The sequence below is a fragment of the Mucilaginibacter sp. P5_A6 genome, assembly GCF_056400585.1.
In genome coordinates this window covers 145,253-158,254 of the sequence record NZ_JBFUKZ010000014.1, presented here as the reverse complement: position 1 = coordinate 158,254, position 13,002 = coordinate 145,253, and the positions used below count along the sequence as shown (strand labels likewise).

Sequence of the window (13,002 nt, the reverse complement as noted above, 5' to 3'; positions counted from 1 at the left end):
AACAAGAACGGGATGCAAGTGATATTATATATGACGCTTATTGTTGCGATGATGTTACTTATCTACAAAAAGGCAAACAACATCGGTTACAAAACTGCCAAAAGACGCTTTGCTATGGAAGTGAGGGATCTTACAATTGCCCTGATCGTTCTGCAATGTGGCGGGGATCCAGGTCTGTTTTTTAAAACATAAAAAATGGCCGGAATTTCTTCCGACCATGACTGCCTTAAGGGGACATTTTAATACGTCAACATTTTTCGCATACCGGCGCTTAGGTTGCCGTTTTTCAGTCTTTAAATATCTGTTCTAAAGTTTCGTTCAACGGAGCAATCTCAAAAGGGTCATGGGTGATTTTGTAAACAACCTTGTTTTGATCGATTCCAATAAAATCACCATCGTCCAGGTCCTTGATGTGATAATATACAGTTCCTTTTAAGGGCACCTCGTACACGTCCCCCGGATTGACAAGGCTAATTTCCATGGCGTTTAGTATCCTGCTGAGCTTGTCGTAGTCTTCGCTACCGTAGAGCCGCTTAACATAAGAGCCAACGTCAACGCTATTGACGTCTACATTTGGCTGATCGCATCCCCGTAAGGAATACCCGCTGATAACGCCCGAAAAAACGCTAATTGTATAGATTAGTGTTTTTTTACTTTGGCTGTCAAGAACCCTGATGTTTGTAAGTTCGTAGTCCTTCGCCCCTTTGTCTTCGAAGTCATTGATTAATTCCGGATTGAACGAAAAGTCGATATAGTCCGGATAGAAGACGCTTGCCGACGCAGAGGTCAACAGTTTTTTTTCAAGCTGTTTTTCTAAAGGCCTAAATTCCTCGGGCAGCTTTCTTATGGCATTCTTCAATAGCGCCATCTCCCAGTCTTGTATGGCGCGGTTCCTTTTCTTTCTTTTAAACAATCCAAACATGATATTACTTCTTTTTGGGATATTTTGTAAACCAATTGTATTCACCGAACCATCCTACTTGCTGCTTAAAGCTGGATCTCAAAAATTGAAAGCGATAGGGGTCAATTAACGAATGCTGAATGGTATTTAGCCTCCAAACGTTAATCTTATTATTAACTAACCAGTTTGGCAAATTTAGTGATTTTTGCATTCGCTGCGTAATAATGCCATGATGAAATTCCGTGCTAATCCTTTGAACCCCGTTTGGCGTTTTAATAAGCTGAAGCGTTTCGGTTCCTCCTTGCGACAATTTGTATTCCGCAAATGTCCGTCCGCCTCCCAAGGGGGAAACCTTGCCGAAGACTGATGCTTCCCCGAAAGGTGCCGCAGCGGCAGCGCCTACGAGCATGTTTTTCCAGTACGCGGCATCATCCTTTGCCCGATCTTCTTTTGGCGCACTCCAGTATGAGACCTGTTGATGATACGCGTTTACCCAGTAATCTGTTGTGAATACTTGTATGGCGTTCCAATACGCGCCACTAATATCATTAACTATGGCATCCGGCTTATTTGTCCAATCTTCCCATTTTGCCGCAACACCTCCCCCAATATCCCATTGACCTGCAGCAGCCCCAAAGGTCGCCCAATAGCCCTTGGGAGTCGGCTTTTTTGCGGGAGGGTCGTCGCCTTTATCCGCTAATTGTTCAACCTGAACATTATTGCTTCCGTAGACTGTTTGTAAAAACTCAAGAGTCTGCCCGCCTCCCGCCGGGTGATCTTCCATGCCATCGGGATCGATATTTCTTATGGGATTCCCCTCGACATAGTTGTATGGACTAAAGGCCCTGCTTGTCTCAGATAGCGGGTCTATACTTGTCCACCTTGCTATTACCGGATCGTAGAACCTTGCATCATAATCGTATCTGCCCAGCTCTTCCTGTAATTCCTTCCCATTATAAAGGTACTCGTTCTTGGGAAACGTGGTGGTGCTGTTAATCTCCATCCCAAACGGGTAATAATCATCCGGCTGAACCGTGTTTGCCACTCCCGTTTTGGTGTCAAACGTTATCCTCGTGTTTCCGAGATGGTCGGCAAGAAAATACTCGTAATTGTAATGCTGAGCATCCGACGGAAGAGCTGCCCCTTCCTCGGTTTGGATAAGAGAAATGGTCGAAGCTGTGGTCCCATCGTATTGTATTCCCGAAACGTAATCGGTATTCCCCGTTGCCGGGCTTACCCTTCTGAGCTTTTCGCCGTTAGCGTCATAGGTGTATGTAATCGTCTTGGCTCCCGTTATCGTCTGCGGCAAATTGAGCATGTTGTAGCCAATATTGACGGTTCCCGATACCCGACTTTGGTCAACTAGTACGTTCCCGTTGCCGTCATAGGACGCATATGTGGAAAGCCCATGCTTCGCTCCCGCGTCATTGCTTATAGCATCGTTAACGCTTTGCAGCCGGTTACTCGTGATAGCCCCTGTCGTGTAGCTGTAGCTTAGCTGATCTATCAACGTTCCACCCGCCTGGTACCGGTTCAAGGATGTAATGTTGCCCATGACGTCATATGCGATATTGTTCTCAGTGGTGCCGTCGATACCGACCCCGCTCAGCAGCCGATCCAACTTGTCGTAGCTGAACGTGTAGCTTTTGCCGTTTTGTGACGACCTGGTACCCCAGCTTTGGCTGGCGATATTTCCGTTATACTGCGCGACGGGCGTAATGCCGAAAACGTTGCTTACGCTGTTGTATTGCAGCTGCTCTTCGAACAATTGCGCGTTGCTTTTCAAAAGCCAGCCGCGCTCGTTATACGCGTAGGCGATATCCTGCTTAAAGGCCACGCTGTCAGTGCTGTGCAAGTACTTTGCCGTCATCTGCCCGATTTCGTTATAGTCGATCTTTGAAAGCAGGGTTCGCGTATCGGCGGACTGGTTCAGGTTTTGTATCTGCTCCCAGGCCTTGAGCTTGCGGCCCACGTGGTCGTAGATATTCCGGCTGCTGATGGTTACCAATGGCGATGCCGTATTGGCGCTCGTAAAGTGCTGACGGGTAGTAGTGGTAACGGCATTGGCAAAATCGTACGTGAAGTCGATCATGTCGTAATTGCCCGCGTTTACTACGCCGCCCAGATAATGCTGCTGAAACGTCCTTATCGCCCGATCCTTCTCGTCATAGAAGTTCTGGGTCCAAAGCATGTTCGCGGGCGTATTAAGTATCGCGGTCTTTTTAGCCGTCAGCTGCCCGCGGGTCATCTTGCTTCCAGAGGCAAAGGCATACGGTAAGCCGCCGGGAGTCGAGACGTAATCGTCATAATAATTCAGCGCGTAGGTGGTTATCCCCGAGGTAGGCCAGCAAGTGGCCGTGTAGCCGTTTCCGGTCGTACTTTTGCTTTCCCATTGGCTGGCTTGCGCATCCACGGCTGCCTGCAGCGTTGCCCGATAATCCGTTCCCGGAGTTGATCCTGCATGGTTGTAGGTAGCAGTCAATATGGTTCTTCCCAGCCCGTCGTACTTTGTTACCAACCATTGTTGCGTGGATTTCATCCTCTGGACGGAGTCCTGGGTTCCTACCGCCTGATCCAGCTTGTTATACAGGGTTAGCTGCCATCCCTGACCTGGAATCCTTTTGCCAATCTGCCTGTTGCCCCCGTCGTAGCGGTACTGGTAGCAATACGCGTCAAGCTTAGCTTGGGTAATGTTGCCAGCATCTGGATTTGCGCCGGGAGGCAGTACATAGGTCAAGTTTCCATAACCATCATATACATAATATGTTGACAGTATTTCCTCCGCGCTTATGGCGCTATTGTAATTAAACGTCCTCTTTAATATCAGTTTTCCGAGCTTGTCTTTGTACACTTCCGTCGTGTTCCATTTGAGGTTTGCCTGCGATGATGACCAATTCTCGTTTTTGGTAACCGAGACGTACAGCTGATTTAAGCCATAGCTTCCCAGGTCCGCCAATGCGCTTTTATACAGATAATTGCCATTATAGGTATATAAGAAAGTCGCCCCGTACAGCTTCGCCCAATAGCCGGTGCCGCTGGATTGGCTTGTCGCATTGTTTGTCGCGTAAGCGATTTTCGTGGTGTGCCCCGGACTTGCCGCCCCGGCCTTTCCTGTCAGCTGCCAGTTGTCTCCGGGCGCGCCCTGCTCAATCGGGCGATTTAGCGGCGATGCCTCGATGCTTGTCTCAGCTACGGGAAAAGGTGTGCTTGTTACTCCTGGTGCGTTCCATGTGGCCGCATTGGTAGGATTTGCATAAAACGAGGCCTGGTCGGCAATCGCGGTTGCCTTGTAAGTCCCGTCGTCGGCTGCCGAAGGCAATACGACATAGGGAAGGTACTTGATCGATTCCCTGCCGTACTGGTCATAGGCCACGGGCTGCACTAAGTCCCTTTGCGTTGGGCTTCCTTTCACCTGCACGGTTTGCAGCGGCCTGCCGAGGCCGTCAGAGTACCCCACACTAACATTGACCTTTGCAGCGTCGCTGGAGGCGGCATACAAGTCCTGGTTGGTAGCGATTCCCGAAACCCGCGGAACGTAAGTCGCGACGTAATTCGTCGTCGGCGTGAAAGTCGGCGCGTTGGAAGCGACTACGGCAATGCTTAGGGGCGCGTCCTCGCTTTTGCCCAACGCGTTATACGCGTTAATGGTATAGGAAGCCGCTGCCATCAGCGTTGTCGGCGTTCCGCTGATGGTCCCTGTTGTTACGTTAAAGCCTAATCCGGCGGGCAGCAACGGAGCTATCGTGTAGGGGGCATATACCACTTTCCGGATGAGGTTGTTTGTATAATCGCCTACGTACACGTTGCCCAGGATATCCGCTGCTATCCCGAACGGGAGGTTAAACGTGGCCGTGGTCGTGCCTATTCCATCGTAGGCCCCCGCCGCGCCCGTTCCCGAAAGCGTGCTCACCGCTCCGGTGGAGGGCACGATCTTGCGTATCCTCTGGTTGTTCTCGTCGGTCACGTACAGGTTCCCCTGCTTGTCTATCGTGACGGACGTTGGCGCGTTGAAGCTCGCCGCGGTGCCGGTCCCGTCCGCAAAGGCTGCCGTGCCGGTGCCCGCAAGCGTCGTTACCACGCCTGCCGAGGTGATCTTCCTGACCTTGTGATTCGCCCGGTCGGTCACGTACACGTTGCCCAACGCGTCAACCGCGACGTTGAAGGGCTGATTGAACGACGCCGCAGTGCCCGTCGCGTTGGTGGAACCGGCGGTTCCGCTGCCCGCAAGCGTGGTTACCACACCGGCAGGGGTGATCTTCCTGATCTTGTTGTTGTACGTGTCCGCGACGTATACGGTTCCGGACGCGTCAACCGCCACGCCGCAAGGATAGTAAAAGCTTGCCGCCGTTCCTGTCCCGTCGGCGCTGCCCTGGGCTCCTGTCCCTGCGAAGGTGGTGACCACACCTAATGGTGTGATCTTGCGGATGGCATGGTTGTCCTCGTCCGCCACGTAAATGTTTCCCGAGGCGTCTGCCGCCATTCCTACCGGGTGATAGAAGGTAGCCATTGTGCCCTGTCCGTTCGTATAGCCATGTGCACCCGAAGACGACCCTGCAAATATTGTTACGTATCCTGAAGGGCTGATCTTCTGGATGCGGTGCGCGCCGCCCTCCGCTATGTAGACGTTCCCCAGCGCATCTGTCGTCGCGCCCAATGGCTGGCTGTAGGCAGTATAAGGGTCATCAAACACTTCCGGGGGCGCACCCGAAAATGTCGTCGTCTGCCCGTTAACCGCAGGCGTGCCGCCCGTGTTGGCTGGGCTTAGCGCAATTATGGACGAGCCGACGGAATAGCTCTGCGGGCCGCTGTAACCGATGACGGGTACCTGGGCCAATGCTTGTTTTGTATACAGCATACTTATGAAAAGGACGCTGGCAATGAATAGTGGCTTATAAATTTTAGACATTGATAAAATCGTGATAGGGTTCGCAGATATGTTATTGTCCCTGGTAATGGTAGTCCGTATGCCTGATGATGTTGCGGTTTTGATCCCTAATATTCATCAGGCGCCAAGTGCCGTCGTATTCGTAATAGGAGATCTTCCCTCCTGCGTCGCCTTGGCTGGTGATACCCACCAGCGGCTCGTACGTATAGGTGCTCATCTGGGCGTCGCTCGGATGCAGCCGCAGCTCGTCGATTGTCCCTGTGCCTGAAATCGTTATCGTTCCCGAGGTTGGGTTGGTGACGGTGTGCTCGTAATACGTATAGCCGTTATAGGTATAGCCTTGGACCGGCGTCGTGTCGTTAACCGATTGCGCCCCGCTTTTGCTCCAATAGGAAACGACGTATTTCTTTGGGACAACCAGGCTGTCGCGGTATACGCTGCCACCGGACAACGCGTATGCCTTTTTGCCCGTTGGCGCGCTGGCATCGTCCAGGGCGCTTCCCGAGAACTTCCACCTGCCCTTGCCGTCGGCCTCGAACGAGGTGTAGGCTACAGAGGAGTATGTCGCGTTCTTTATTTCCGCAACCACGTATTCCCTGTTGTAATCCCAGATCGTGCTATTTGTCTGCAACTTGCTCGTATACTGAAGGACTTTTCCGTTAGACAGGTCGTACAGGTCATAGGTCGTAAATGTGGGAATTTTTATACTGCTTACCTGGTTGTCCACCTCGTCGTTGTCAGCCAAAAAGAGGCTGCCGCTTTGCTTGAATGTTCTGCTGAAACGGGATGCATTAGTACCCTCTGACTTCGTAATGGAAAGAATGTCAGCCAATCGGTTACTCGACGTCATCGCGGTGGTGACAGAATTACCGGTAACATCGAAGGGATATGTATATTCCATGGTCTGCAGGCCGGTGGAGGTCTCTCTCGATGTATAAGACAATAAGTTATACTGGTTATTGTAATGGTAGACTGAGCTGACGCTCATGCTGTCTGTTCCAAAATAGCTGGTTTCCTTGCTGCTGCTCAACAATGTCTCGAAGTCGTAGATCGGATAGTACCCCACCAGGACCTGCGACTTTACGTTCTGCTCGTAGATAGGGCTGGGAGAGTTGCTGTAGCGGTAGCGGACCAAGCCTCCATAGGGAAACAGCCTCGCGCCGTAAAAGATTGAGGAGTTCACGTTGTCATAGCCGTAGTTCGTTTTCTTTAGCAAATTATTGCCGCTGTCGTAGGCGTATGCCGCCTTGATCGTGCCGTTGTCGGGATCGACGCGGTTTTTAATCGCGGGCAGCACCGCGGCAAACTGGCTGAAGGTATTGACGCTGTTGTTTACCATGTCGGGGCTGTTGTAAAAGTAGCTGATCGTTTTCCCGGTGGCAGCGTTGCTTAAATTCACCTCTTTCTTTGTCACCTTGTAATAGCCGACCCCGTTTATCGAGGAAAAGGGGTTGGACGAAAAAAATCCGTTCATGGTGATTTCGTCAATGGCGAATGTCCTGTCCAACGTCGCCTGGCCCGAGATGCTGAGGTTGCCTGGAGGCACGGCGTTATAGTTGAAATGCCGGATAAAGTCCATCGGCAATATGGCCTTTCCGCCCTCGTATTCGTACGCTGTTTTCTTTAATTGTGCATTGTTAATGTCTAAAAATGTAATCGCTTTTATCCTCAGGCCGAATCCCGATGATACGGTATTCGCGCTGCTGCTAAAATCCGGAACGAAGTAGTTGTCAAACTGGTTTAACTCGTAGGAAAAGCCCACCTTTCCCCCCGTCGGATAGGTGATCTGCTGCAGGATGCCCGCCTGGCAGTAGGTCAGGTTAGCAGAATGGTTGTCCCCGCTGTTCCCGAGGTCGGACCTGTTGAACTGCGTGGGGTTAGGCACCGCCGAGGTGTTGGAGGTCTGTCCGTTGTAAAAGCCCCAGTAATCTATCGCGTAGCTGTTTTTGGCGGGCAGCTCCGTGGCGTTGTAAGCGAAGCCGTGTGTCGCGCCGCTGTTGTCCTGTATTGAGTTCAGTTTCAGCCTGTACGGGGCATAGCCGGAGAAACCGGACGGCATTGGGCAAGTATTACCGCCTACGGATGACGAGTTAAAGTACAAATAGTTGAAGCTAACCGACTTTATAAGCTGGGTCGCGGAGCTAATCGTGAGCTTGTCCAGCTTCTTCCCACCCAATATGTCGCTTCTGTCCGAAACCGAGAACACCGCACTTCCCTTGGGGAATGTGACCGAGCTTAAGTAGGCGTACGCCTACTTGGGATAGGTCCGCGTGCTCAGTACCCCGGTCCCGGGAAAGTTTGCCGATACAATTCCCCGTATGCAAGCACTTTCGATTTCGGCCCCGCTGCTCGTTAAGTATGTGGAGATTTGATTGGAAATCAGTTTCTTCTGCGCGAAGTTCGGATAGCAGTCATTTACGGCGGTTTGCGAGTAGTTGAACGTAATCTGCTGCTTGTTTTTGGTGATGATCCTGGTCAGCATCCATATGATGGACGAGGGCTTTAAGTTCGACGTGGTGCTGCCGCCGCCGGTGACGTTGTCTGAAGCAGAAAAAGACTGCACGACGCTTTTAAGCTCAAAGTCGAATTCTTCTCCCGAGGGAACCAGGATCTTCCAAGTATCTCCCAAGCGGGTTACGCTGTATCCTTTTTTGTTAAGGACGACTATCTGGTGGCCGCCAAAGCTCCAGTCGTTGATGAACTTGAACGAGTGCCCGAGAAAGCTTGCGGTGAAAATATCCGGCTCCGAATCGATGCTGTTGTAGTCGTGGTCGTAAAAGAAGTCGCTGGTCGTGTTGTAGTACCCGTTGAACGGGGCGAAATTGTCGGTGTAGATTACAAACCCGTGCTGCGCCACGGGCGTGTTGATCTGTATCTGCCCGCTGCACCCGAAATCGCAAACGGTCTCGCCTCCCGGAGTACAGTATTGGTACTTATAGGGAAACTGATACGGCGTGCCGGTATTGTAAAAGTCAGGCAGCCTCCTTGTGTTGGCGGCGTAGTCGTCCTGGTCGTTCACCTGCTGGATGATGCTGCCGACTTCCATGTCCCAGCCCAGGCCCACCCAGCTGGCTTCCTGGTTCACCCTGTTCCCGACCGAATGGTAGGTGAGGTTAAGCGGAACCTTGACCCCGTCTTCCTCTATCGTGTATAAGGGAATGGATATGTTGGGGATGCCCGTGTAGTCGCTTACAGGCAGCTCCGTGTACCTCGTGAATTGGAACGCGGTTGGGGTTACGGGGTGTTGGTTGTCCAACACGGAATAGGGTTGGGTTTGTCCGAGCGACTTTTTCGGACTTAAAAGCAGCAGAATCAGAAAGCTGCAAAGAATAGCTCTTTTCATTAGTCGAGATAAGGTTTGTAAGACAGAAATAATAGGAAAATTCACAATAGACATGGTTTATTTTTCAACGAAAAACATCGTTGCGCGGCGTTCCCGATTTGCAAATCACAGCCAAGGCCACTCAACAGGCCTTCTGATTCCCCTGTTTCCTGCCGCATGGGAATTAAGGAAATGGGAAATGAAATGCCGTCACAATTGGCGATGGAAATCAGGGATGACAGTATACTTGCTCACCGGCATGTCGGCGTATTTTGTGACCTGCCAGGCAGTGGGAGAAACGGGATAAAGGTCGTCGATGTTTGACGATTGAGCTCCGGCTCTTGCGGACGCAAGCAACAGCAGAAGAATAGCCGCGCAGGTAACAGGTGTTCTTTTCATTAATCGTGATTTGGGCGGGTGTGCCAATAGTTTAAGGTAACAAAGATATTACATGCGTCGGAATTCGCAACCCGTGTTTTCACGGTATTTGGAGTCCGTTAAAACACAGGTTTTGTATTGATCATTAAAAATGAATGGATACCAGCGCAATCGGGCAACTCAAAATTTTATGATCAGTTGGCTCTCATAACCGGGATACAAACAAAGTTACGCAGTCCCTGCCATACCTATGGTGACACTACTTTGTCAGTAGATGATTATTCCTCATTTGGCGCGGGGATACAGCGGAGGTCAATAGCCTGGTGTACCCGTAACTATTCAGTTTAATATGTTTGTTCTCGCCCATTGGATAGTATGGTACCCCAAAGGTGCTTTTAAGGAAGCGTTTAAGTGACCCGGGAGGACAAGAACGGAGCACCGGGAGGCAGCCAACGGTGATAGTTCGGTTAAAAAAATGCTTTATGTAATATTTATATATTTTTCTCGATTTTTTTGAATAATTCTATTCTTTAATACCAATTATTGTCCATTTTTTTGAACTTAACTAAATATATTTTCGGGGGCCTATTAATTTTGTTCATTAAGGCAAGGATTGCTCATTGTACTTAATTTTTTTGTTGCGAAAGAAAAGTGATAAGAGAGGCAAACTCATCGTACGATAACGCATTGGCAAGGCCGGTGGGCATCATGGATGTTTTTAATTCTTTGCGGCTAATTACGTCAGCAGCTTTAATCGTAAAAACTTCACCAATAATATTTCGCATTACTATTTTTTGCGCCGACTCCGCGGTAATAAATCCCATATAACTTTTGTTCCCTTTTGCGGATATCATAACAGTGGCAAAGCCTTGAGAAATTGACGCATTAGGTTTAAGAACCGACTCTGCAATTTGCTGCCGTGTCATGATGGAACCAATTTGCCCCATAAACGGCCCTTTGGGTTTTTCACTCCTGGTAAGGTTATGACAGGCTATGCAGCCCTGGCGGGCAAAAAGAGCTTTTCCCTTTAAAGGGTCTCCCTTTATTTTTGCAATCATCAGCATCACATCCTCTATGGAAGTTTTTCCTATTTGCCCTTTCCTGTTCCTGATCTTTGCCAGGTCTATCTTAACTTCTTTGGTGGCAACACTTTTCTCTTCACCGCCAAAAACCGTGATGCCCATTTGATGGCGGGCATTTAAATCGGCAAAAAGTTGTTTCCTGTTGGGAGCTGGTTTTGCCCATTCGGTTTTTAAAAACTTCTCAATCCGTGACGAGCCTTCCCACGTAACGCCTTTATAAACCGGTCCGTGCGAATCCGGCCTCGTGCCCCACCACCATGAAGCATCATAAGCGTCTTCTTTTTTGTAAAGCCGTGATAGCGTTACCAGTATTTGCTTTTTTATTTTTTCATCCTTAACTTTTGAATAGGAGGCAATTAAACCATCAACAGCTTTGGTATCATACATATATCTTAAAGCCCATAGTGCAAGGGTCGAATTTTCGGTTCCGATTGCGTTAACGCAATCATTAACCGCATTCATACTTACGAGGGCTTTTACAGCCAGGTGTGCCGGTATAATTGCAGAATTAGGTTTGGCATGAGGGCCTTCCTCATTTTTGCCCGGCGCCGCAAATGTAGCCGGAACATGGGTTGCTAATAATTGTGGCGCTGCAGCTATTTTGCCGAGGCGGCCCAGGCCTACAATAGCTGCGGCCTGAACCCGTTCGGAAGGATCCTTTAAGCCGGCTAAAAACGGCTCGATGGGTACGTTTTGGATGCCGGACTTTCTGTCGGCCAGCGCCCTTAAGGCAAATTCCTTTAACTCTTCGTTTTTAGAAAGCTGTACCAGCGCTGGTATCCCGTTTTCACGGGCCGCCTGGGCATAGGTGTAAATACCCGCTACCCGGGCATATAAGGGCAGGCTTGCATCATTTGCAATTGCAAGCGACAGGTTGCTGCTCTCTTCAACAGGCCGGGTAATGAGTTTCTGAGACGCGCTTAACCTGGTTACAGCGCTTGCCGATTTAAGTAAGTTTGCCAGATCGCCTGATGAAGCAGCATTAAGATCGGGGAATGCTTTATACGTCCAGTTTTTGGGCACAGCCCTCACAACATAGCCTTTAGCGGGATCGCCAGAGTAACCAGCGCCATCCCATGCCGAGAGGTAAAGTCTTCCAGACCCATCTACATCAAGATCTGTAATTTGCGGCAATTGAATAAACTCTTCTTCTTTTTGCTGAAAGCTGGCGCCATCCGGTTTTATGCGGTTAATATAAAGTTCGCTTCTTCCCCAGTCGGCTGTCATTGGTACGCGGTTATATTTTTCCGGCCAGGTGGGCTCGTCCATAAACAAAGAGCCTGTGCCCGATCCTCCCCCTAAATCTACAAGGGCCGGTAAAATCTCATCCGTAAAGTGCTGAAACAACAAAGGGTACCCATATTCGCCCGATTGTATGTGGTGAGAAAAACGTATGTTCCATCCACCGCCATCATTGGTATTGTCCCTTGTGAAAATGTTCATGTAGGGGTCAATGGCAACGTCGTAAATGTTCCTGGTTCCATGCGTGTAAATCTCCATCTCAGTTCCATCTGGCCGCACTCTAACTATACCACCACCCAGCATGGTTAGTTTTTTGCCGCTGCGGTCAACAGCATCATGAAATCCAAAGTCACCAACAGCAATATATATCCAGCCGTCAATGCCCATTCGTATTCCATTGGTGGCATGGTCTGTACCTCTTTCAGCCAGCATGTGCGCATTGCTTATGTGTTCAATAAGGGGTTTTGGAGGTCCGTCAGCAATGCCGTTCTGGTCTTTGTCTGTAAAAACTTCCAGGTTCATTCCACTTGCCTTACCCGATTCTTTAGAGAATACGGTGTGCATTACAAAAACCTGGTCGCCCATAACGAGGATACCGCGGGGATCATCAACTTCGGCAAATTCTGTATGCTTGTCTATTTTACCGTCATTATCAGTGTCTACAAGTCTGATGATTTTTCCTTTTCCAGGAGTTTTACCCAACGAACCCATCATATCAACACCAACAAATACCTCGCCTGTTGGCGCTGTCGCAATGCAGGCGGGGCTTGGCGTAAGCTCGGGGCCTGCAAATGTGGTAACCGTTAATCCATCCGGCCAACGCAAAGAATCTTTGTGCGCAGTACCTAAGGCTTGCTTTTGAATTAACACAGAAGGAGTAATTTGAGGTTGACTTCCTTGAAAAAAAGCACCAGTAAGGTACCTGAAAATACCTGAAAAGACTATAACAAAAAACAGGGTGAAGGAAAATTTTAGCATAAGTGGTTTGAGTTTATGGATAATTATTACACTATCAAACGGCTAAATTTATGTGTTTCATTTAATGATAGTTGCATTTATTTCAATCTTTATCATTTAATCCCCTACTTTTTGACAATATACCCCCCCCCCATCGGGTCAGTTCGCAAAAAAATAACTTAGTTGCCCAAATCAATTTTAACCCTTAGTTTAAAGATCTCTCAATACCTCAGGG

Annotated in this window: 5 protein-coding genes and 1 pseudogene; 1 reads left to right on the top strand and 5 read right to left on the bottom strand. The window is 49.4% G+C overall.

Features of this window, described 5'->3' with window-relative positions; genetic code table 11:
* Positions 1-192, top strand: a pseudogene (locus tag AC1DO4_RS16290) (IS4 family transposase); the annotation flags it as partial.
* Between the two features lie 94 nt (positions 193-286).
* On the opposite strand, the gene AC1DO4_RS16285 reads toward AC1DO4_RS16290, so the two are convergent.
* The 5 genes from AC1DO4_RS16285 to AC1DO4_RS16265 all read right to left on the bottom strand — a co-directional run bounded on the left by AC1DO4_RS16285 (position 287) and on the right by AC1DO4_RS16265 (position 12,680).
* On the bottom strand, positions 287-922 hold the full coding sequence (locus AC1DO4_RS16285; RefSeq protein WP_477417638.1) for a hypothetical protein: 636 nt from the start codon (positions 920-922) through the stop codon (positions 287-289).
* Positions 923-926: 4 nt separating this feature from the next.
* Positions 927-5,807, bottom strand: coding sequence for a DUF6443 domain-containing protein (locus AC1DO4_RS16280; RefSeq protein WP_477417636.1), 4,881 nt, complete (start codon positions 5,805-5,807; stop codon positions 927-929).
* A gap of 31 nt (positions 5,808-5,838) precedes the next feature.
* The gene (locus AC1DO4_RS16275) at positions 5,839-7,845 is read right to left on the bottom strand and encodes a hypothetical protein (protein WP_477417633.1); all 2,007 of its coding nucleotides are present in this window, start codon (positions 7,843-7,845) and stop codon (positions 5,839-5,841) included.
* Positions 7,846-8,037: 192 nt separating this feature from the next.
* Positions 8,038-9,129, bottom strand: a complete 1,092-nt coding sequence (locus AC1DO4_RS16270) for a hypothetical protein (protein WP_477417631.1) — start codon at positions 9,127-9,129, stop codon at positions 8,038-8,040.
* A 983-nt stretch (positions 9,130-10,112) separates the two neighbouring features.
* Positions 10,113-12,680: a DUF7133 domain-containing protein gene (locus tag AC1DO4_RS16265; protein ID WP_477417629.1), complete on the bottom strand. Its 2,568-nt coding sequence runs from the start codon at positions 12,678-12,680 to the stop codon at positions 10,113-10,115.
* Positions 12,681-13,002: the final 322 nt, after the last annotated feature.

Bases quoted from the DNA above. Each gene is read 5' to 3' on its own strand.
- AC1DO4_RS16275 (WP_477417633.1), bottom strand. From the start codon at position 7,845: ATGCCGTCCGGTTTCTCCGGCTATGCCCCGTACAGGCTGAAACTGAAC.
- AC1DO4_RS16270 (WP_477417631.1), bottom strand. From the start codon at position 9,129: ATGAAAAGAGCTATTCTTTGCAGCTTTCTGATTCTGCTGCTTTTAAGT.
- AC1DO4_RS16285 (WP_477417638.1), bottom strand. From the start codon at position 922: ATGTTTGGATTGTTTAAAAGAAAGAAAAGGAACCGCGCCATACAAGAC.
- AC1DO4_RS16280 (WP_477417636.1), bottom strand. From the start codon at position 5,807: ATGTCTAAAATTTATAAGCCACTATTCATTGCCAGCGTCCTTTTCATA.